This window comes from Blastococcus sp. TF02A-35 (genome assembly GCF_004571075.1).
Lineage (GTDB): Bacteria > Actinomycetota > Actinomycetes > Mycobacteriales > Geodermatophilaceae > Blastococcus.
The window spans coordinates 1-20,258 of the sequence record NZ_SPQP01000006.1 but is presented as its reverse complement, the minus strand read 5'-3'; the positions used below and the strand labels follow the sequence as shown (position 1 = coordinate 20,258).

Annotated in this window: 21 protein-coding genes; 9 read left to right on the top strand and 12 right to left on the bottom strand. The window is 72.2% G+C overall.

The features are described 5' to 3' along the window. Positions 1–8 precede the first annotated feature (8 nt). Both E4P43_RS04145 and E4P43_RS04140 read right to left on the bottom strand, forming a co-directional pair. Positions 9–908: a trypsin-like peptidase domain-containing protein gene (locus E4P43_RS04145; RefSeq protein ID WP_209313722.1), complete on the bottom strand. Its 900-nt coding sequence runs from the start codon at positions 906–908 to the stop codon at positions 9–11. A 223-nt stretch (positions 909–1,131) separates the two neighbouring features. Further along, the gene (locus E4P43_RS04140) at positions 1,132–1,674 is read right to left on the bottom strand and encodes a DUF1269 domain-containing protein (protein ID WP_091382410.1); all 543 of its coding nucleotides are present in this window, start codon (positions 1,672–1,674) and stop codon (positions 1,132–1,134) included. A gap of 284 nt (positions 1,675–1,958) precedes the next feature. Between E4P43_RS04140 and E4P43_RS20760 the strand changes: the two genes are divergently transcribed. Then, complete coding sequence (locus E4P43_RS20760) at positions 1,959–2,087, top strand: hypothetical protein (RefSeq protein ID WP_255363698.1); 129 nt, start codon at positions 1,959–1,961, stop codon at positions 2,085–2,087. A gap of 104 nt (positions 2,088–2,191) precedes the next feature. On the opposite strand, the gene E4P43_RS04135 is transcribed toward E4P43_RS20760, so the two are convergent. Further along, a complete protein-coding gene (locus tag E4P43_RS04135) occupies positions 2,192–3,670 on the bottom strand; it encodes an NAD(P)/FAD-dependent oxidoreductase (RefSeq protein ID WP_158548616.1) in 1,479 nt (492 codons plus the stop codon). Positions 3,671–4,336: 666 nt separating this feature from the next. On the opposite strand from E4P43_RS04135, the gene E4P43_RS04130 reads away from it, so the two are divergent. The 5 genes from E4P43_RS04130 (at position 4,337) to E4P43_RS04110 (ending at position 9,827) form a co-directional block, all read left to right on the top strand. After that, positions 4,337–4,783: a copper chaperone PCu(A)C gene (locus E4P43_RS04130; protein ID WP_167759059.1), complete on the top strand. Its 447-nt coding sequence runs from the start codon at positions 4,337–4,339 to the stop codon at positions 4,781–4,783. Beyond that, entirely contained in the window at positions 4,780–6,711 is a 1,932-nt protein-coding gene (locus E4P43_RS04125; RefSeq protein WP_135144167.1) for a glycoside hydrolase family 15 protein, read from the top strand. Before E4P43_RS04130 ends, E4P43_RS04125 begins: the two co-directional genes overlap by 4 nt. Before the next feature lie 21 nt (positions 6,712–6,732). Continuing rightward, complete coding sequence (locus E4P43_RS04120) at positions 6,733–7,803, top strand: flippase-like domain-containing protein (RefSeq protein WP_135144166.1); 1,071 nt, start codon at positions 6,733–6,735, stop codon at positions 7,801–7,803. Continuing rightward, positions 7,800–9,110 (top strand): ferredoxin reductase family protein, encoded by a 1,311-nt coding sequence (locus tag E4P43_RS04115; protein WP_091382417.1) that lies wholly within the window; start codon positions 7,800–7,802, stop codon positions 9,108–9,110. The genes E4P43_RS04120 and E4P43_RS04115 overlap by 4 nt, the downstream gene beginning before the upstream one ends. 156 nt (positions 9,111–9,266) lie before the next feature. After that, positions 9,267–9,827, top strand: a complete 561-nt coding sequence (locus E4P43_RS04110; protein WP_209313721.1) for a hypothetical protein — start codon at positions 9,267–9,269, stop codon at positions 9,825–9,827. Between the two features lie 617 nt (positions 9,828–10,444). Here the strand turns inward: E4P43_RS04110 and E4P43_RS04100 are convergent. Both E4P43_RS04100 and E4P43_RS04095 read right to left on the bottom strand, forming a co-directional pair. Beyond that, positions 10,445–10,732, bottom strand: a complete 288-nt coding sequence (locus E4P43_RS04100) for a type II toxin-antitoxin system RelE/ParE family toxin (protein WP_091382421.1) — start codon at positions 10,730–10,732, stop codon at positions 10,445–10,447. Beyond that, positions 10,729–11,013: a type II toxin-antitoxin system Phd/YefM family antitoxin gene (locus E4P43_RS04095; RefSeq protein ID WP_135144164.1), complete on the bottom strand. Its 285-nt coding sequence runs from the start codon at positions 11,011–11,013 to the stop codon at positions 10,729–10,731. Before E4P43_RS04095 ends, E4P43_RS04100 begins: the two co-directional genes overlap by 4 nt. Before the next feature lie 430 nt (positions 11,014–11,443). On the opposite strand from E4P43_RS04095, the gene E4P43_RS04090 reads away from it, so the two are divergent. Further along, positions 11,444–12,334, top strand: coding sequence for an SGNH/GDSL hydrolase family protein (locus E4P43_RS04090; protein ID WP_135144163.1), 891 nt, complete (start codon positions 11,444–11,446; stop codon positions 12,332–12,334). A 172-nt stretch (positions 12,335–12,506) separates the two neighbouring features. Continuing rightward, positions 12,507–13,184: a ScbR family autoregulator-binding transcription factor gene (locus E4P43_RS04085; protein ID WP_167759058.1), complete on the top strand. Its 678-nt coding sequence runs from the start codon at positions 12,507–12,509 to the stop codon at positions 13,182–13,184. On the opposite strand, the gene E4P43_RS04080 is transcribed toward E4P43_RS04085, so the two are convergent. From E4P43_RS04080 to E4P43_RS04060, 5 genes are all read right to left on the bottom strand, one after another. Beyond that, positions 13,124–14,089, bottom strand: a complete 966-nt coding sequence (locus E4P43_RS04080) for a ScbA/BarX family gamma-butyrolactone biosynthesis protein (RefSeq protein ID WP_135144161.1) — start codon at positions 14,087–14,089, stop codon at positions 13,124–13,126. The genes E4P43_RS04085 and E4P43_RS04080 overlap by 61 nt on opposite strands. A 96-nt stretch (positions 14,090–14,185) precedes the next feature. Continuing rightward, the gene (locus E4P43_RS04075; RefSeq protein ID WP_167759057.1) at positions 14,186–14,455 is read right to left on the bottom strand and encodes a flagellar FlbD family protein; all 270 of its coding nucleotides are present in this window, start codon (positions 14,453–14,455) and stop codon (positions 14,186–14,188) included. 134 nt (positions 14,456–14,589) lie between these two features. Further along, entirely contained in the window at positions 14,590–15,894 is a 1,305-nt protein-coding gene (locus E4P43_RS04070) for a hypothetical protein (RefSeq protein WP_135144159.1), read from the bottom strand. Beyond that, positions 15,891–16,325 carry a hypothetical protein gene (locus E4P43_RS04065; protein WP_135144158.1) on the bottom strand — a complete coding sequence of 145 codons (435 nt, stop codon included), beginning with the start codon at positions 16,323–16,325 and terminating at the stop codon, positions 15,891–15,893. The genes E4P43_RS04070 and E4P43_RS04065 overlap by 4 nt, the downstream gene beginning before the upstream one ends. Beyond that, complete coding sequence (locus E4P43_RS04060; RefSeq protein WP_135144157.1) at positions 16,322–18,157, bottom strand: hypothetical protein; 1,836 nt, start codon at positions 18,155–18,157, stop codon at positions 16,322–16,324. The genes E4P43_RS04065 and E4P43_RS04060 overlap by 4 nt, the downstream gene beginning before the upstream one ends. 108 nt (positions 18,158–18,265) lie before the next feature. On the opposite strand from E4P43_RS04060, the gene E4P43_RS04055 reads away from it, so the two are divergent. Further along, positions 18,266–19,033, top strand: a complete 768-nt coding sequence (locus E4P43_RS04055) for a MerR family transcriptional regulator (protein WP_209313720.1) — start codon at positions 18,266–18,268, stop codon at positions 19,031–19,033. Here the strand turns inward: E4P43_RS04055 and E4P43_RS04050 are convergent. Together E4P43_RS04050 and E4P43_RS19770 are read right to left on the bottom strand one after the other, a co-directional pair. Continuing rightward, positions 19,011–19,229: a hypothetical protein gene (locus E4P43_RS04050; protein ID WP_135144156.1), complete on the bottom strand. Its 219-nt coding sequence runs from the start codon at positions 19,227–19,229 to the stop codon at positions 19,011–19,013. The two genes, E4P43_RS04055 and E4P43_RS04050, sit on opposite strands and share 23 nt — an antisense overlap. A gap of 32 nt (positions 19,230–19,261) precedes the next feature. Further along, positions 19,262–20,258, bottom strand: a 997-nt coding sequence (locus E4P43_RS19770; protein ID WP_209313719.1) for a DUF6297 family protein, incomplete at its 5' end; no start/stop codon positions are given.

The following is a 20,258-nucleotide window of genomic DNA, read 5'->3' as shown; positions in this document are numbered from 1 at the left end:
CAGTGCCCTCAGGGGTTGCTGGTGACGGGTCGGTCCACGAGCGTGAGTTCGACCTCGCGTTCTCTCTGACCGGGGCGGGTGACCGTCAGGGTCAGGACGTCGCTGGGGCTGTGCGGGCGCAGCGCGGCGAGGAAGTCCTCAGGCGTGGGCGTCGGCTCCCCGTCCACTGCGGTGACGACGTCGCCGGGGGCCAAGCCCGCCTGCTCGGCCGGGCCGCTGGCGGCGACAGCGGCGACGATGACCCCCTCCAGGTCGCCGAGCCCCAGCTGCGCGGCGATCTCCGGGGTGATCGGCACGGGCACGAGCCCGGCATAGGCGTGCTGGGCGCGACCGGAACGTTGCAGCTGGTCGGCGATGTCGACGGCGGTTGCCGCCGGGATGGCGAAGCCGAGGGCGACCGCGCCGGCCTGGGGTGGGATGTAGGCGACGTTGATGCCGATCACCTCACCGGCAGCGTTGAGCAGGGCGCCACCGGAGTTGCCCGGGCTGATGGGGGCGTCGGTCTGGATGAGGTCGACCAGCGCCTGGGACTGCACTGCGCTGCCAGGGATCTCCCGGTGCAGGCCGGAGATGATGCCGGCGGTGACGGTGTTCGCAAAGCCCAGCGGGCTGCCCACGACGACCGCGAGGGTGCCCACCTGGGGCAGGTCGGTGCGGAACTCCGCCGGTGGCAGGTCGCGCCGGTCGGGCTGCACCAGGGCGAGGTCGGTGACCGGGTCGGTGGCGGTGACGGTGCCCGGGACGCGCCGCCCGTCGGCGAAGGCCACCTCCACGTCCGAGGCGCCGCGCACGACGTGTTCGTTGGTGAGGATGAGCCCGTCGGCGGTGTAGACGACCCCGCTGCCGTTTCCGCCGGCAACCAGCACGGTCACCACGCTGGGCTGCGCCCGCGCGAGGACCTGCGGCACCTGTTCCAGGCCTCCGGCGGCCGCCTCGGCAGGCTGCTGAGCGGTCGTCGTGGCGCTGGACGCCTGCTGGTCAGCCGAGGAGTCGGAGCCGGTACAGCCGCCGGTGAGCAGTGCAGCCGCGACTACGCCTGCCGCAACTGCTGACCGCGGTCGGGCCACCACGTGGCGGCACACACCCGCAGACGGCGCCCCGTCTCGAGTGGTACGCGGGGACGACATGGGGTCACAACCCGGTTGCCGCCGAGGCACCGACGGGGTGGTTCTGCTGTAGAAGCGCGACCAGCTCACGCTCGGAGTCGCGGCTCAAGTTGGTCTGGATCACCGTCGGGTTGTAGGGCCGGATCGCCTCAACGACCCGGTCGACGGTGGCGTTGCGGGCCAGGAAGAACACTGCCGCCCCACCGGGCTGCAGGGTCTGCCCGATCTCACGGATCAGGTCATCGGGGATGCCGACATCGGCCAGCGACCCACCCAGGGCTCCCGACCCGGCACCCACCCCCGCCCCCACCAGGGCGCCGGCGAGCGGGTTGAGCAACAGCAGTCCGATCAGCGACCCCCACAGCGCGCCGCTGGCCGCTCCGTAGCTGGCTCCAGCCGCGGTCAGGTTGACCGACTGGTGCAGCTTGATCTTCCCGTCGGGAGTCCGCTCCACCCAGGCGGCGTCGGCCAGCTCCAGCAACTGCTGCCGATCGAGTTCCCCGGCGAGCTCGAAGACCTTCTCAGCGGTCTGCGGGCTGTCCACCCCAAACACGAGCAACTGACTCATGCGCCTTCTCCTCGTCCCGTGACCCCGCTCCGAGGCCAGAGCCCTCCATGGGCGCCGTCCGAACTCTCCAGCGGAAGTCTTGCCAAGGACGCCACATGCTTGAGGCTGACTGCTCAACCGCCACGGGCCATACCCGGCGCGACGGAGAGCATTCACCCGACAATGAGTCCTTCGGCTCCGTCCGCACCGACAGCGAGCCTCAGCGCTCCTCCCTCAAATCGATGGAGACAGCGCTGAGCTTCCCCCCATAGCGTGAAGACATCGCGTCTGTGAGGAGGGCAGCGATGACGAGGCAGTACCAGAAGCTCGACGAGGACTTCAAGTCCGGCGCGGTCCGGCTGGTGTTCGAGACCGGCAAGCTGAACGCACAGGAGGCCCAAGGAGCTGAGGTCAAACAGGGTTCGCCCCGGTGAGCCCACGACGCGCAGCTGGCGTAGACCGCGCTGGCCATGGCGATCGCCGTGCGCGGCGGCAAGGAGGTGATCGCCGGGGTCTTCGCCGTCCGCTTCAGCGCCGATCACGGCATCGCCTCCGGACATTCGAGCCGGATGATTTCCCGGGCGGCGCGGGCCCCGGACTGCAGCGCGCCCTCCATGTACCCGAAGAACGGCATCCAGGTCTGCTCGCCCGCCAGGTACATGCGGCCGTGCGGCTCAGCCAGGGCCTGCCCAACCGTGGTGACCTCGCCCGGAGCGGGCACCGAGTACCCGGTCAGCACGCCCGGCGTATTCGGCCAGTCCACGAATCGTTCATCGACCGGCGCGTAGCCCGGAAAGATCGAGGCGAGCTGCGTCGGGTAGCTGCTTCGGTCACGGATAAATGTGCCGCCGGAGTAGACCGACAGCGCGAACTCCGCGTCAGGCGCAACAGGCTGACTATCAGTGCCCTCCCACACTGACCCGATGCCGTCCACGAGCGCATTGGGTGTGAGTCCTGAGTCGTCCCAGAACGCGGTGACGAAGCTGTTGAGGTACTTCACGGCCGGCCCGTGGGTCATAGTGCGTTCGGCGGGATCCCACTCGAGGTGGGAGGTGATGGACGGCCATGCCGTCGGCGGCACCGCAAGCACGAGATAGTCGCACGTCCCGGTGCCCGATGCGGTGGTGAAGTCGACTCGGTCCTCCCGGACCGCGATGTCGGTGACTGGATCGTTCAGGGTCACGTTGTCCGCGTCGATGTCGCCGACCAGCATGGCTGCCAGCTGATCGTTGCCGCCGCTGCAGCGGAAAGTTTCGGTGTAGTCCCAGTAGCCGCGCAAGCTCGTCGTCTCGTCGCAATCATCGACGCGGCCCGCGCTTACGAGCGCGAGCAGCCCGAGGTAGCTCTGCTGCGAGGGTGGCGCGCAGTTGTCGTTGCCTAGTTGAAAGTCAATGACCGAGCGAGTCAGCGAGCCGGCGGCCCCGAGTAACTCGTCGAGCCGCTCGGCGACGGTCATCGCGTCGAAGGCGGCGGCGCCTGGCGAGAGCCACGGATGTACTGGGTCGATGTCCTTCGCGTCCTGACCGATCACGTCGATGACGTCCAACAGTTCGTCGTACACCTGCTTCTTTTCATCGTGGGTGAGGTCGTGGTCTCCGATCCGTACTCGGGGGTCGGACTCGCTAACCTCGATGAGCTGCAATCCGAAGGTGTCGGCCAGGTCGTTCCACATGGGATGGTTCGCCCCGATCAGCTCGGCGCCCGCCTCGACAGTCCTGTTCGCAACAAAGTCCCGGTCGGTGCGCACCCGACCGCCGAGCCGCTCCGAGGCCTCGAGTACGGCGACCAGCACCCCACAGCGGTTCAGGTACCAGGCCGCGGAAAGTCCGGCGAACCCACCGCCCACGACGACGACATTGATGTCTTGCAATTCCTCGCTGGAGTGCACGGCCTCGAGGTCGAGAGCGTCGGGCATCAAGAAGGAGTCCCGCAGGGCCTGCCGCTTCGATCTGGACAGATCCGCGAGACTCGATCCCGATACCGCTGAACCGACGAGTCTGTTCAGTTGCTCGAACACGTGTGCCGCCATTGTCAGTACCTCCGGGCGTGGGTTGGCCGGAACTGAAGGCAGGGGACCTGACACGCCTTTCGCGCTTGGTCGAGGCGTTCTCACTCATTCAATGCGTGGCGAGGGCGTGCGGGTTCGAGCCGAGTAAAGGACTGATCGCTGCATCTGCGGGCACGTGCCCCGTGGGGTCCGCGGACGTGACGTCGACACGCTAAGCACAAAAGTGAGACACGCGCTGTCTCCCCCCATTTCGCTCGACGACGTCTACCCCGCAGGCACCCAGTGGAACAACTCATGGGCCCGGCGCGCTGCGCGGATCCGAGTCACGTCGACCGGCTCTGCCGGGACCGTCCTGCAGCGCCGTCTGCTCGGCCCCTGCGACTGGTACCCGCCGAATACGTGGACATACCCGGCGACGAGGACGGTGTTCGAACGAGGGTTCCGACGGTGTCACCAGGGTAAGAGGCTCCGGGGTCGAGCAACCGACCGCACCGTTTGAGCTCGTCCGTCGGTCAGGCGAGATGCGTTGGGAGGGGCGTAATGCTCCATGTCGATCGCGGCACGGGCTGGGTTCCCACCGCCGCTCCTCTGCTGTTGCTGCTGCTGATCGTCGGACTGGTGGGGGCAGGGTGCGGCGAGGACGAGGCCGAGCACGGCTCGCCGTTGAGTCCGAGCGTGGGCCGTCCGGATCTCGACAGCGTCGAGGGGCAGGTCGGTGACCTGCGGCTGCTGCACGTGTACATCGCCTCGCCGGGTGAGCGGGGCAGCACCCACACGCCCGAAGGCGGCGCGGAGCTGCTGCTGACGGTGGCCAACGACGGCGACGCCGACGACACGCTATCCGCTGTCAGCAGCGAGGAGGCCGCCGAGGTCGTCCTCCGCCAGGGCGGGGAGGCCGCGACGTCGTCGATCGACGTGCCGGTGCCGGCCGGCGGGGTGGCGGACCTGCAGGACGTGGCCGGCCCGCACCTGGAGCTGACCGGGCTCAGAGAGGAGCTGCGCAGCGGGACCAGCGTGGAGATCACCTTCACCTTCACCGGCGCCGGGTCGGTGACGCTGCAGGTGCCGGTGGCGACCTACGACCCGGCGGCGGTCTCCAGCTCGCCGGCCGACCCGTCATGAGCCGTCCGGACTCTTCGCCCCGGGACACACATGTCGACCGCACCCAGGGCTTTCCGCCGATCGAGGACTACGCGCTTCTCGCCGACGGGGAGACCATCGCCCTGGTGACCTCCCGCGGTGCGGTGGAGTGGCTGTGCGCGCCGCGGATGGACTCGCCGAGCCTGTTCGCCGCAGTCCTCGACCGCGACGCCGGCACCTTCACGCTGGCCCCCACGGAGACCTCGGTACCAGTCACCCGACGCTACCTGCCGGGCACGCTCGTGCTAGAGACGACGTACATGACAAGCTCCGGCTGGTTGACGGTGACCGACGCGCTGCTGGTCGCCCCCTGGGACGACGACGCCTGCGGCGACCTGCCGCCCTACCGCCGCGAGGCCTCAGGCCAGCGGGCCGCGCACGTCCTGCTGCGCACCGCCCGCTGCGAACATGGCAGTGTCGAGCTGAGCGTGGACTGCACCCCCGCCTTCGACTACGGCCGCCATGCGCCGGCCTGGCAGCTGGATCCCGCCACGCAAGGACAGGCGTCGGCGAGCGACCCCGTTTCAGGGCTCTCGCTGCGTCTGACCAGTGACCGGCCGCTACTGGCGGAGGGCGCCCGCGTGGGCTGGCGCACCGTCCTGACCGCCGGTGAGGAGGCCGTCGTTGCCCTGTCCTGGGCCGGCGCCGCACCACCTGGCTCGGTGGCCGAGGCACACGAGCGGCTTGAGTACACGGGCACGTACTGGCGAGACTGGCTGGCCGGCGGCACCTTTCCCGACCATCCCTGGCGGGCGCACATGCAGCGCAGCGCCCTGACGCTTAAGGGGCTGGTGTACGCGCCCACCGGCGCGATGGTCGCCGCAGCGACCACCTCCCTGCCCGAGGAGCTCGGCGGGCAGCGCAACTGGGACTACCGCTACACCTGGATCCGCGACGCCGCCTTCACGCTGTGGGGCCTGCACACGCTCGGGTTCACCGCGGAGGCGGGCGACTTCTTCGACTTCATCGCCGAGGTCGCCGGCGGGGAGACCGACCGACTGCAGATCATGTACGGCATCGGCGGCGAGCGGACGCTGACCGAGGTCGAGCTCGAGCACCTGTCCGGCTACGCCGGCTCCCGTCCGGTGCGGATCGGCAACGGCGCCTACGATCAGGCCCAGCACGACGTTTGGGGTATGCTGCTGGACTCCATCTACCTGCACACCACCGCCGTGGGCGCCCTGCCCGACCGGCTGTGGCCGCTGGTGGAACGGCAGGTCGAGCAGGCGCTGGTGCACTGGCGGCATCCCGATTCCGGCATCTGGGAGGTCCGCGGCGCGCTGCAGCACTTCACCTCCTCGAAGGTGCTCTGCTGGGTGGCCGCCGACCGCGGCGCCAAGCTGGCTGACCTCTGCGGCGCCACTGAGCAGGCCGCGCGCTGGCGCGCGGCCGCCGAGGAGATCCACGCCGACGTCTGCGCCTCCGGCGTCGATGAACGCGGCGTGTTCACCCAGTTCTACGGCAGCACCGCGCTGGACGCCTCGGCGCTGCTAATTCCGCTGATGGGCTTCCTGCCGCCCGAGGACCCGCGGGCGCGGGCCACCGTGCTGGCGATCGCCGACGAGCTCACCGAGGACGAGATGGTGCTGCGCTACCGGGTCGAGGAGACCGACGACGGCCTGTCCGGCGAGGAGGGCACCTTCGTCATCTGCTCGTTCTGGCTGGTCTCCGCGCTGGTGGAGATCGGCGAGACCGCCCGCGCCGACGACCTGTGCCGGCTGCTGCTGCACCACGCCAACGACCTGGGGCTGCTCGCCGAGGAGCTGGACGCGCACAGCGGCCGGCATTTGGGCAACACCCCGCAGGCATTCTCTCACCTGGCGCTGATCAACGCCGTCATGCACCTGATCCGGGCCGGCGGGGCCGCCCCCGGCCGCTTCAGCCCCATTGGCCGGCGCGGTCGCCCGTGAGCGGGCCGGCCGACTGGGGGGGTGGGGGCTACGCGAGCTGAGCGGATCACCCGGACGCCGGTCGGGCGGATCCGCGTCGGGCGGGTGCTCCTGCTCACGGTGATGGGGGTAGCGCTGTACCTGTTCGCGCCGCAAGTCACCGAGGTCTTCGCGTCCTGGCCGAAGCTGTCCGACATCGCCCCAGGGTGGTTCGCCGCCGTCGTCACCGGGCAGGTCGCCAGCGTCTGCTGCCTGCTCGTGCTGCAGCGGATGGCGCTGCGCACCACCGCCTGGTTCCCGGTGGCGACCGCCCAGCTGTCGGGTAACGCGTTCAGCCGGGTCGTGCCCGGCGGCGCGGCCGCCGGCGCGGCGCTGCAGTTCCGCATGCTCGGCCGCGCCGGCATCGAACCGGCCACCGCGGTCACCGGGCTGACCGCCTTCTCCGTGTTGCAGACCGCCAGCGTCCTCTTCCTGCCGGTGCTGGCCCTGCCCGCGGTGCTCACCGGCGTCTACGTACCCCGCACCCTGCTCCAGTCAGCCATCCTCGGTGGGGCCGTCTTCGTGCTGGTCGCCGCTCTCAGCGCGGCCGTGCTGGTCGCCGACCGGCCGCTGGTCGCCGCGGCCGGAGCCGTGCAGTCCCTGCGCAACCGGCTGGTCCGCCGCCGTCCGCCGTCAACGGGGCTGCCGCAGCGGTTGCTGCAGGAGCGCAACGCCGTGCGCGCGGTACTCGGCGCCGGCTGGTGGAAGGCGCTGCTGGCCGTGGCCGGCAAGCTCGGCTTCGACTACCTGTCCTTGCTGGCGGCCCTGGCCGCCAGCAGCAGCCGTCCGCACCCCTCGCTGGTGCTGCTGGTCTTCGCCTCCGCCCTGCTGTTGGGGATGATCCCCATCACCCCTGGCGGGCTCGGCTTCGTCGAGGCCGGCCTGTACGGAACCCTCACGCTCGCCGGCGTGGCCACCGGTCAGGCGGTCCTGGCCACGCTGATGTATAGGTTGGCCTCCTACTGGCTGCCCATCCTCGCCGGGCCGGTCGCCTACCTGCTCTTCCGCTCCCGATACGGACCCCGCCGGAAGGCCGGTGGGCTCGCCGGTAGCACGCCAGGGAGCGCGGCATGAGGCCGGTCGCCCGCGGGATCGTCTGGCTGGCGGTGTTCGTCGGGATCTGCCTGGCTCCGCTGGTGTTCGCGCTGGTGGGCACCAACCGGGCGGGACAGGGCTTTTGGACCGACTTCTCCGTCGCGCTCGGCTTTGTCGGGCTGGCGCTGATGGGGGTGGAGTTCGCGCTCGTCGCCCGCATCCGCGCGGTGGCTGAGCCGTTCGGCACCGACGCGGTGGTCCAGTTCCACCGGCACATCGGCTACATCGGACTGACCTTCGTCATGGTCCATGTGGCGCTGTCGGCGGACTGGGGCCTGGTCGCCGCCCTGTTCTCTCCGGACACGCCGTGGCGGGTCCGGTTCGGGGTGGCGGCGGCGCTCGCCCTGCTCGTCCTGGTAGCGACGTCGGTGTGGCGCCGGCGGCTGTGGCTGTCCTACGAGGCCTGGCAGCTGACGCACGCCGTCCTGGCGGTCGTTGCGGTCCTCGCCGCCCTGATTCATGTGTTGCTGGTCAATTATTACGTCGACAGCGTTGGGAAGCAGGTGCTCTGGGGCCTGATGTCGGCGACGTTCGTCGGGCTGCTGATCTGGGTGCGGATCTTGCGGCCGTTGCGGCTGCGCCGCCGGCCCTGGACCGTGGACCGGGTCGTCCCCGAGCCCGGAGGCACCACCGTCCTCGCCCTCCGCGCCGAGGGGCACGACGGACTGCAGTTCGCCCCGGGGCAGTTCGCCTGGATCACCGTCGGCCGGTCCCCGTTCACCGTCACCTCCCACCCCTTCTCCCTGGCCTCCAGCGCCGAGGACGGCGGCACGATCGCCGTCGCCATCAAGGCCGCCGGCGACTTCACCTCCACCGTGGGCGGGGTGGCACCGGGCACCACCGTCTACGTCGATGGCCCGCATGGGGCGTTCTCGATCGACCAGTACGAGGGTGCCGGGTACGTCCTGATCGCCGGCGGCGTCGGTCTCGCCCCGGCGATGAGCATGGTTCGGACGCTGGCCGATCGCGGCGACGTCCGGCCCGTGGTGCTCTTCGCCGCCAACAGGGACTGGGACAGTATCCCGTTCCGTGCGGAACTCGACGAGCTGACCGACCGGATGAACCTGCGGGTCGTGCACGTGCTCGAGCAGCCACCTTCGGATTGGACTGGGGAAACCGGGTACGTCACCGTCGACGTGCTGCGCCGCCACCTGCCTTCCGGGTACCGGCGGTTCCAGTTTTTCGCCTGCGGCCCCAACCCGATGCTCGACGCGATGGAAGCCGCTCTTCCCACGATCGGCGTGCCCGCCGACCGCATCCACACCGAACGGTTCGCCTGGGTCTGAACGCTTACGACGGAGGAACGACCATGCGCCACGCCTACATGGCTCGCATCACCCTCGGCGCCGGCCTGCTGTTGACCCTGGCCTGCCTGGCGTTTGCTGCCATCCAGAATTGAGCGGCCCCGGCGCAGCGGACCAAGACGCGGAGAGGTAGGACCGGTGCCCTCGACCCTGTTGCTCCTCGGTGCCGGCGGTGACCTGAGCAGGCGCTACCTTCTGCCGGCCCTCGCGCATCTGCAGCGCGCGGGCCGACTGCCCGACGCCCTCACCATCATCGGCGTCGGCCGTGAGGATGGGGACGATGACGCCTTCAGGCAGCAGGCTGCCGCTGCACTCGCCGAGCACGCCGCCGAGGTCGACTTCGCCCATCGGGCGGCGTTGTGCCGCCAGCTGCGGTATGTGGCCGCCGACGTCACCTCCGCCGAGGACCTGCGGCCGATCGTGCGGTGCGCCGACGGGCCAGTCCTCGTCTACCTCGCGCTCCCGCACACGCTCTTCGCGGCCACCGTCACAGCCCTGCTCGCCCTCGGCGGCGACTCGTTGACCGGCTTCGCCCTCGCTCTGATCCTCGGCACCATCGCCGGCACCATCTCCACGGTGTCGGTCGCCGTCCCGCTCACCGTGGCTTTGGACCGACGCTGGCCGCCGCGGCCCGAGGCTCCGGTCGCCGCCGGGCGGCGGACCTCCAGTCCGCGTCGCGAGGACGGCGCTGTGGTCTGACTGTTAGGTGAGCAAGGCCGTCCACCGGACCTGTGGGTCTGGAGCGCACCCAGTTACAAAATCATCACGGAGGACGACGCTCCGGTCGAGATGTCGAGCCTGCTCGTGGTCGAGGCATGCGCTCGGGGGGCCGCCGCCAGCCAGGAAGTCACCATCGGCGACGTCGCCCGCGTGGCCGACGTGGCGCCCTCCACGGCCAGTCGGCTCGTCGACCGAGCCCAATCGACCGGTCTCCTGCGTGTTCCGTCCACGCTTGACGCTCGAAGAACCGCGCTGATCCTCACCGCGGCCGGCGCGGGATTGCAGGCTCGCTCCATTCGGGCCCGGCTCGCCTGGTTGGCCGATCGGCTTGACGAGCTTTTCCGCCTCAGGCTGGAAAGACGGCGAGGGCGCGGACCGGGCGGAGGGCAGCCAATCGCCTCGACTGGTGGTGTTGTGTGCCAGCGTGTGTGCCACAGCATGGCGTTCACGGTCATCCAGCACCGTTCGCCCCCGACCGGCCTGCCTCGTTGACCTGCACATCCGTACGGGGGCGGACAACCGCGAACCGCACACCAGCGAACTCGCAATCTGGCGGTTGGTGATTCTGTCCTCGGCAGTAACGTAGCGACAGGTGGTCAATGGCCGGAGCGATACGCATCTCGACGATGGGCGACATCGACGACGGTCACCGTGTGGATGTCCTCGTCAATGCGGTAGATGACCCGGTAGGTGCCGCGGCGCGCGCTGTGCCGGTCCTCGAGCGGGGGACGAAGCCGCTTGCCGACCCGATGGGGGTTGTCCAGCAGCGGGCCGGTGATGAACTTATATGCGGCCGCGGCGACCGCCTCGGGCAGGTTCTCGGCGAGCTGGCGGCGGGCGGTCGGCGTGATCGCTAGGTCGTAGTCCGCCCGCTCCTCGGTCACGAACCGGAGCCGAGGCGCCGACGCATGGCCGCGTCCAGCTCCTCGCGCGTCTCCACATCGCCACGGGCCAGCTCGGTATCCGAGGCGTGCAATCGCCGCATCGTCTCGGCATCGGCCAGGATCTCGATCGTCTCCTCAAGCGACTCGAGATCCTCCGTCGCCACCAGGACGGCCGACGGCTTGCCGTGGACCGTCACGTAGACCCGCTCGTGCTGGCCGCTGACCCGGGCCACAAGGGCCGACAGGTGCGCCTTGGCGTCCGCGAGCGACAGAGTCGTCATGGTCGGAAGTATGACCAAATAGCCGTGCATCGTCCAGGTGAGCGCATCACGAGCCCCGAGGTGAGGAGGCCGTCCGATCGTCAGCTGCTCAGGCGGCGCTCAACGGTCGGTCAGGCGGCTGCCGTGTGGTGCCACCATGGTGGCCTGACGACGGTATTCATGGTCGTCCGCAGGAGTCCGCAGATGACAACGCAACCTTCTGACCTGCGCAAATGAACTCTGGCGTACCGCCCTGGACCCCACTCAGCCGCCCTGGCAGTGTGGGGGTCAGGGGTTCGAGTCCCCTCAGCTCCACCCGATCGAGCAGGCCGTCCTCCGTCCGGAGGGCGGCCTGCTGCGTTTCCGGCGGCAACTACCTGTGACGCGCGTAACCATCAACCGTCTCGGCCGTTGTTCCGCGCACAGTGCCCCCCACTCGACTGGAGGAGACGTGCGCCGTCTCGCCGCTTGTGTTCTCGCCGTCGCCGCGGTCCTGCTGAGCCTGCTCGTCGCCCCCGCGGCGCAGGCGAAGCCCAAGGCGCCGCCGGCGCCCCTGCAGTACGTCGCCCTCGGTGACTCCTACAGCGCGGCCTCCGGCGTCCTCCCGCCCGACCCGACGGCCCCGCCGCAGTGCCTGCGCTCGATCCGCAACTACCCGAACGTCATCGCGGCGCAGATCGGCGCCACGCTGACCGACGTCACCTGCGGCGGCGCCGACACCGGCGACTTCGCCGGCTCGCAGTACCCCGGCGTCGCCCCGCAGCTCGAGGCGCTCGGCCAGGGCACCCAGCTGGTCACCATGACGATCGGCGGCAACGACAGCAGCGTCTTCATCAACTCGATCCTGTCCTGCGGCGTCGCCGGGCTCTCCACCCTCGGCAAGGGCAGCCCGTGCAAGGACAAGTACGGGGACTCGTACAAGAACACGGTGCTGACGACCACGTACCCCGCCCTCGTCCAGGCCCTGACGGACGTCCGCGCACGGATCCCGGAGGACGCCGAGGTCGCGATCCTGGGCTACCCCTGGATCCTCCCGAAGGAGAAGGGCTGCTTCGACAAGATGCCGGTGGCCGAGGGGGACGTGCCCTACCTGCGCGACCTGCAGGCCACGCTGAACGACGTCGTGCGGCGGGCGGCGGCCGAGACCGGCGCCGTCTACGTGGACCTGTCGCAGGTCTCCGAGGGCCGGGACGCCTGCCAGCCGATCGGCACCCGCTGGGTCGAGCCGGTGCTGCAGGGCACCAACCCGGTGATCGTGCACCCCAACGCCCTCGGCGAGGCCGGCATGGCGGCCCGGACGATGGAGGTGCTGGGGCTCGGGGAGAAGCCGCGCCGCCGCTGATCCGGTCACCCCGGTCGACCGGCCCCCGTCCCCGCGGCGCCGAGGGGACGGGGCCTGTCGCCTTTCTCACCCCGCGAGATGAGAAGGAGGCCGGTTTTCACAGCTCGTACCGCTACGCTCGCCCATCGCGAGGATGCGGTACCGATGGAGGCATGTGGTGGTGGTCGAGCCGGTGGACACGTCGCAGCCCGGCGCTGCGACCGCCCGGCGTCGACCCCGCGGGCGGGCGAGCGACAGCGCCGCCACCCGCCGCCTCATCGTCGACGCCGCCGCGGCGCTCTTCAGCGAGCGGGGCTACGCCAGCGCCTCGCTGACCGACATCGTCGCCGGCACAGGGATGACCAAGGGCGCGGTCTACTGGCACTTCCCCTCCAAGGAGGAGATCGCCCTCGACATCGTGCGCCAGATGTACGCCAGCTGGCCGCCGATGCTCGGTGCCGTCATCGCCGCCCACGACGACGCCCTCGACGCGCTCGTCGCCGTCACCTACAAGGCGGCGGAGCAGTTCAGCACCGACCTCACCACGCAGGCGGCGAAGCGGCTGCTCGCCGAGCTCCCGCCCGACGCCCTGGCCAAGCTGCCGCAGCCCTACGTCGGCTGGCAGGGCGCCCTCTGCTCGCTGATCACCGAGGGGCAGCGGCGCGGCCAGGTCAACCCGGCCGTGGACCCCGAGGGGACCGCGCAGGCGATCGTGGCCAGCTTCTTCGGCATGCAGCAGGTCTCGTGGGAGCTCACCAACCGGCGCGACCTGCTCGCGCGGCTCGAGAACTTCTGGAAGCTGGTCCTGCCTCAGCTGCGCCCGACGGCGGCCACGGGACCGGCCGACGCCGGCTCTCCCGCCGCCGGGTAGCCACCGGAGACCGTCCCGGCGGCGACCACGCCGGCCGGCTGGGTCAGCGCGACCGCGACACCGGCAGGCGTCGGGCGGGTCGTGACCGTGGTGGGCACGCCCAGCTCGGCGAACCGCTCGAAGCGCAGGTCGAACCCCCACGGCCGGTCCGAGGCGACGTGGGCGGGCCGGGCCGCGCTCAGCGCTGCGTCGATCAGCAGCATGCCGGGCAGGTGGTCACCGCCGTGGTCGAAGAACGTCGGGTGGCGGGTGTCGACGTCGAGCAGCGCGGAGGTCGCCTGCGGCTGCGCGACGGACTCGGCGGAGCGCCGGGGGGCGGGGAGCGCCGGGGGAGGCGTGGTCGCGAGCGACGACCACCTCAGCCGGCCGTAGACCTGCGGAGGGAGGCAGCGGTACGCCGCGACGGCGGTGGCGATGCGCTCCGGGCCGGCCCAGGCCTCGATCTCCAGGCGGGCACCGCTGGCACGGCCCGCCCGGCGCCGGACGTCGGTGCGGACGGCCAGCACGACGACGGTCTCGCGGTCGGTGCGGGGGCGCGGGCCGGGCCGCAGGTACTCGGCCGAGATCGACTCGAAGACGAACTGGTGGTCCAGCGGGACCCCGAGGCGCTCGTGGCTGAGGTAGATGCCGGCCTGCCGGAGGGTCTCGACGAACAGCAGCGGGTTCGGCGCCTCGTCCGGCGAGGGCTGGAAGAGGGCGTGCTGCCTCGGCCACTGCGAGGCGAGGGCGAACAGGTCCTCGCCCAGCGGCCGCAGGTCGGTGACCAGCACCTCGGTGAGCGCCGTCTTGTGCACCAGGCGCCGGTCGACGGTGCGCCAGGTCGTGAGCGTGCCGGCGAGGTCCACGGCCTCCTCCGGGCCGAGCAGGGCGGGCGGGAGCGGGGCCTTCGTCAGCGGCTCGATCAACGGGCATCTCCAGGCAGCGCCGATGGGGTCGGCGGAGCTTACCGGCCGACCGGTCGGTTCGTGGCCCAGCGCTGCCCGGGGCGCGCCGCGGCGCCCTCAGCTGCCGGCGGTGCCCGAGCCGTGCCGCCGGGCCAGCCGGCTGGCGTTCGGCATCGCGGCGTACCCGTTGACCAGCCGCGCCCGGGTCACCAGCGCCCCGGCGCGGTGGGCGCTGATGGTGTGCAGCAGCTCGTCGAAGTCGGTCTCGGTCACGAAGTGGGTGCCGTCCACGAGGACGACGAGGGTGTCGGCGCGCTTCTCGATGCGCTCGATGGTGTCCGGGTCGACGGAGAAGTGCTCGCCGTTGCGGCAGGTGACAGCGATCACGGGAGCGCTCCTCTGGACTCGACGGGCAGGGCCGGCGGGACGCCGGTGGGTCATCGAGGACATCGGGCGTCCGGCGGCGCGGCTGTAGCCCCCGCCGAGCGGCATCACCCGTCCGGGGAGGTCGTCGCCGCAGGTCAGAAACCGAACAGCAGGCCGAGACCGCCCACCGTGAAGAGCACCATGACCACCACGAGGGGCAGCTGGTCGGAGGCCCGTGCGTGCCGCTCCGAGAGCAGCGCGCGCTCGTGCGCCAGGGTCACGCCCGCGACGTGGCCGGCGACCACCCCGCCCACCTGCACGTAGGCGATGGTGTCGGGGCTGACGGCGGTCAGGTCCACGACGTTGCCGTAGGTGCCGAAGAGGTCGACCCCGGGCGTGCCGAAGGGGTTGCTGGCCAGGATCCACGTCGTCTGGCCGTCCAGGAGCAGCAGGCTGAAGTAGTGGGCGACGGTGTAGCCCAGCGCGATGGGGATGACGCTCGCCGCGTACCGGGCCGGCTGCACGGCCACCGGCTGGCCGGCGAGGCGGCCGGAGAGCCGGGTGCCGACGAGGTACAGGGCGGCGACCAGGGCGATGCTCCCGGCCAGCCCGACCGTGCCGGAGAGCGAGTCGTTCGCCGCCCCGGGGCCGCTCTGCCACCACGCGGTCCGGGAGAGGCCGTCGAACGCCGTCGACCCCAGGAGCACGACGACCACCGCGGCGAGCCCGGGCGTCTCCGGCGTCGCGGAGGCGTTGGCCAGCGGGTTGCGCGCCACCAGCCGGCCGTCGGCCCGCCGGGCCCAGGGGGACAGCCGCGCGACCAGCGCGGAGTAGACCTCGAAGCCGTCGCCCCGGGCGAACCAGCCCTCGCCGAACCACAGGGCCAGCGCGGTGTGCACGACCGTGTAGCCGACCAGGAAGGCGGCGACGGTCCCGGGCTCCGCGCGGCCGGGGAAGACCAGCTCGAACCACAGGAAGACCACCAGGGACACCGCGGCCGGCCAGAGCCCGAGGGCCGGGAGGCGGTCGGCGCCCGGGGCGGTGCGGACGACGGGGCGCAGGACCGCGTGCAGCAGGCGCAGGGGGTTGACCACCCGCCAGACCGGCCCCAGCAGGAGGCTGGCCGGCACCAGCCCCACCCAGAAGGTCACGTAGAGAACCCACGGGGCGAGGTTGCGCCGGGTCTCCGCCGGCCCGGCGACCGCCGCGGCCACGACCAGCACCAGCAGGGCCAGCGCCACCGCCTGCAGCAGGCGGCGGGTGGCGGCGCTGTCCACGAACCGCTGGACGCCCCCCGGCAGCGGCCGCCCGCCGTCCGGCCCGCCCAGCCTGGGCGTGCGCCAGAAGAGGAGCAGCGCGGCGAAGCTGATCAGGATCGCGGCGCCGGCCCCGTACAGGGCCAGGCCGAGCGGGATCGGGAGATCGGTGCGCGACCCGACCCCGTGTGCCAGCAGGGTCACGAGACCTGCAGCGTGAGCAGCACCGTCCCGGCGTCGTGCAGCTCCAGCTCGAACACCCCGGGGATCGTGGCGTCGAAGACCAGCTCCGCCGGCGCGCCCGGGGCGAGGTCGGCCAGCACGTCGTAGCCGTGCAGGTGGGCCTCGTCAGCGGCGTCGCTGGTGATCGTGACGGTCACCCGGTCCCCGAGCGGGACCGGCACTCGTCCGGTGTCGCCGGTGACCTGGCCACCGGCGACCTGGACCTCCAGAGCCGTCCCGGCGGCCTCGGCCGGGGTGGTGGGGGCCGCGCTGGTGCTGTCCGGCGCGCTGCTCTCCGGCGCGCTGCTCGTGGCCGCGCTCGGCTCGGCGGCCTCGGGGGCCTCCGTGCCGGCGCAGCCGGCGAGCAGCAGGGGGAGGGCGAGCAGCGGGACGGCGAGGGACCGCCGGCTCATCGGCCCACGCTGCCCTGCGTCGTGCCCTCGGCAGGGCTGTCGGCCGGTGCGTCGGCGTAGGGCTCCCGCACGCTGGCCCGGCGGGCGTAGCGCCCGACGCCCCAGGAGATGGCGGCGATGAGGGCGAGGGTGCAGGCGAGCACGACCAGGTTCGAGATCGTCCACAGGCTGCCCGTGGCGTCCTTCAGCTCGCGCTGCAGGATCTCGATCTCCGGGATGGCCGAGCGGGTCATGCCGTCCTCGGCCGGCAGCTCGTCCTCGCCGATGGCCTCGTCGGCCGGCAGGTAGATCGGCACCGCGGTCAGGGTGCGGCCGTCGTGGATGCGCAGCAGCGTCTTCCAGGTGCCGTGCAGCGGGACCGGCTCGGTGGTCCGGTACGTGCCCTCGCCGGTGCGCTCCAGCGGGGTCACGACCAGGCCGTTGCCCTGCCACGCGGTGATCTGCACCCACGCGGGGTCGTCGACGAAGTCGGCCGGGTCGATCTCCACGGTGACGTTCGCCGTCCGCGGGTCGGTCTCGACGTCCTCGATGCCGAACGTGGCCTCGACGTCGTCGGGCACCGTGGCCACCAGCCCGTTGGCGACGGCGGCCGCCAGCACGACCAGCGAGCCGACGACGACGGTGCGGGCGACGGCGGGGCGGGGGAGGCGGCGGCGCAGGCCGGAGGCGAGCAGCGCGCCCAGCAGACCGCCGACGACACCGCCGACGACCGCCATCAGCGTGCCCTCGACCAGGATGTCGCTGGTCCACCCGAGGGTCTGGGTGAACTGGGTCCAGCCGGCCTCGGTCGCGTGCCCGACGGTGCCGACCAGGACGCCGGCGACGGCGCCGAAGACCAGCGGGCGGCGGGCCAGCGACACCGACAGGGCGAGCAGCTCCACGATGATCGCCGAGCCCAGGTAGAGCGGGAACGACGGCGTGATCTCGCCGAAGCCGACGCCGACGATCAGCGAGATGCCGCCGCGGATCACGAGGAAGAAGGCGACGGCCGCCAGCGCCCCGCCGCGGCCCATGAACAGCCGCGCGGCGACCAGCGCGAGACCGGCGGCGCCGGCGATCATCAGCGGCTCGAGCACCAGCCGGAACTGGGGGACGTCGAAGTCGTACTCGCCCTGGAACACCGACAGGCCCAGGAGCAGGCCGCCCATGGCCGACGCCTGGCGGATGAAGCGCGCGGTCTGGCCGACCTTGCGGTCACCGTCGTCGGTGGAGAGCCCGCCGTGGCCCTCCTGCTCCAGGAGCAGCAGGCCGATGATCGACAGGCCGGCGCCACCGATGAGCATCAGGTGGGTCGGGCCCCAGAGCGTGACGTCCTGGCCGAACAGCCGGTGCCAGACGTCGTCGAGCGGGAAGCCGAGGAGGGCGTAGAAGCCGGCCGCCGTGAGGATGACCCCGCCGACGGGGACGTCCCAGCCGCGCAGGAAGTGCACCGCCGCCGGGCCGGGCTTCTCGTCCAGCGGCATCGCGCACGCCAGGAGGCCTCCGGCGAAGACGCCGAAGAGCCCGAAGAGGATGAGGAAGTGCGCCGGGTTGGCCAGCGGCCCCTCGTCGCGGCCCACGCCGATGTGCAGGCTGATGTCCCACAGCATCCCGAGCAGGGCCACCAGCAGCGAGATCGTCGTGAGGACGGTCGGGAGCGCCACCCAGGCCGGGACGCCGGTGGCGGAGCCGAGGCGGTCACCCACCCGGGTGAGCACCGCCGAGCGGCGGGTCCGGTGCATCCAGACCAGCGCGAGCAGGACCGCGGTGAGACCGAGGCCGATCCCGGTGGCGAGGAGGACCTCGCCGATGGCGGCTCCGCCGGCGGGTCGGGTTTCTGCGGCCAGTGGCATGGCATCCCCTCGAGGCATGGGGCTATGGAACACCCATCACGGTGACATCGACAACTGATACATAGAACGAGCGGCTTACCGTGTGGTCACGACGGGAAGGAGGAGCGGGTGAGTGCACCGCAGATCGACCCGGCGCGAGAGACGTCCGAGCCGCAGCTGACGGTCGACGAGCTCGCCGCCCGGGTCGGCGTCACCGTGCGCAACGTGCGCGCCTACTCCGCCCGGGGGCTGCTCCCGCCGCCGCGCATGGTCGGGCGCACCGGCTACTACGGCCGGGAGCACGTCGCCCGCCTGCTGCTGGTCCGCGAGATGCTGGCCGAGGGCTACTCGCTGGCGATGATCGAGCGGACGCTGGCCAGCGCGCCCCCGACCGCCAGCTCCGCGACCCTGGCGCTGCACCGCGCGCTGCTGGCCCCGTGGCTGCCACCGGAGCCGGAGATCACCACGGGCGCCGAGCTCGCCGCCCGGGCGGGCGTGCCGGAGCAGCCCGAGGTGGTCGACCAGCTGGTCGAGCTGGGGCTGGTCCAGCGCCTGGACGACGGCCGGCTGCGGGTGCTTGACCCGGCGCTGCTGATGGCCGGGCTGCAGGTGGTCGGGCTGGGGGTGCCGCCGGCGGCGCTCATCGCCGCCCAGGCGCAGGTCAACGAGCACGTGCGGGCGATCGCGCGCACCTACGTGCAGATGTTCGTCGACACCGGGTGGCGCGCGTTCGTCGAGGCCGGCGCCCCGCGGGAGCGGCTCGACGAGATCCTGGCCACGGTCACCCGGCTGCAGCCGGTCGCGGCCCAGGCCATGCTCGCGGCCTTCCGCACCGAGATGGCGACCGAGGTGGAGGCGGCGGTCGAGACCGCGCTCAGTCAGCTCGAGGAGGAGTAGGCGCGTCTCCGTCGGGCAGCGCCTCGCGCGCCAGGCCCTCACGGGTGGCCTCCTCGGCGGCCTCCCGCGCGCTGAGGCGCCGGTCGCGGACCACCGCCCCGGCGACGACGGCGATGAGGATCGCCGCGGGCACGAAGAAGCCGACGGTCCCGATGATGCTCAGGCCGTCCATGGCGAGCACGTCGTAGCCAGGCATCCACCCATGTGACACCGGGCGGTGACACGGTGTCAAACGGAACCTCGGTCCCAGGCCTTCGCCCGCCGTCGCGCCAGCGCGGTGAGCGCGAGCCCGCACAGCGCGGCCGCCCACCCCCACTGCGCGGCGAGCAGTCCCGGTCCGGGGTGCCCGCCGAGCAGCAGCGCGGCGACGAGCGGCAGGCTGCCCAGCAGGCCCACGTCGACGCCCTGCACGGTCGTCGCGGCGGCGCCCGCCGGGATGATGCCCATGGGCGTCGAGACCACCGGCCCGGCCCAGTCCAGCTCGGGCCGGTAGGCGCCGCGCAGCGAGGCCGCGGTCCAGGCCGGGACGGTGCCGAGGGCCAGCAGCGCCCAGGCGGCGGCGTCACCGCTGCCCTGCCCGATGAGCAGGCCGCCGCAGCCGCAGACGACGGCCAGCGCGAGCGCCGGCACGACGCACCGGGCGGCCACCACGCGCGCGGGGGAGAGCGGGAGGAGCCGGTCGAGCGCGGGCGCGGCCTGCGCCTGCCGCGCCGGGTGCCCGACCGCCACCGCCGCGGCCAGCCACCCCAGCAGGAGGCCGACGGCGCCGGCGACCGGCAGCCGGTCCAGCCCCTCCGTGCGCACCGCGAGGACCGGGAGGGCGACGGCCGCCACGAGCTGGCCGAGCTGCCAGGGGCTGCGCGCGAGCAGCAGCAGGTCGGCCGCGACGACGGCCTGCGAGGGGCCGACGACCCGGGTGAAGCGGCGCGGGCGCCGCGGGGCCCGGGGCCGGCCACCGAGTGCCCGGCCGAGGTCCCGGAAGTCCATGGACACCGCGGAGGCCGAGGCGTAGGACGCCGTCGCACCGGTCGAGCGCAGCGACCCGGCGCCGATGCGGCCGAGACCCCGGTCGGCGAGGAGCACGAGGACCACCGCTGCGGCCAGGAGGACGAGGGCCGCGGACGGCGGCACCCCGGGAAGGTCGGGCGGCAGCAGCCCCCCGGCGGACCGGGCGAGAGCCGGGACGGCCGCCAGGACCGCCGCGCCCACGGCGGCGAGGACGGCA

Coding starts and splice junctions, on each gene's coding strand:
- E4P43_RS04115 (WP_091382417.1), top strand. CDS start 7,800: ATGAGGCCGGTCGCCCGCGGGATCGTCTGGCTGGCGGTGTTCGTCGGG.
- E4P43_RS04095 (WP_135144164.1), bottom strand. CDS start 11,013: ATGACGACTCTGTCGCTCGCGGACGCCAAGGCGCACCTGTCGGCCCTT.
- E4P43_RS04065 (WP_135144158.1), bottom strand. CDS start 16,325: ATGAGCCGGCGGTCCCTCGCCGTCCCGCTGCTCGCCCTCCCCCTGCTG.
- E4P43_RS04060 (WP_135144157.1), bottom strand. CDS start 18,157: ATGCCACTGGCCGCAGAAACCCGACCCGCCGGCGGAGCCGCCATCGGC.
- E4P43_RS20760 (WP_255363698.1), top strand. CDS start 1,959: ATGACGAGGCAGTACCAGAAGCTCGACGAGGACTTCAAGTCCGGCGCG.
- E4P43_RS04125 (WP_135144167.1), top strand. CDS start 4,780: ATGAGCCGTCCGGACTCTTCGCCCCGGGACACACATGTCGACCGCACC.
- E4P43_RS04140 (WP_091382410.1), bottom strand. CDS start 1,674: ATGAGTCAGTTGCTCGTGTTTGGGGTGGACAGCCCGCAGACCGCTGAG.
- E4P43_RS04050 (WP_135144156.1), bottom strand. CDS start 19,229: ATGCCTGGCTACGACGTGCTCGCCATGGACGGCCTGAGCATCATCGGG.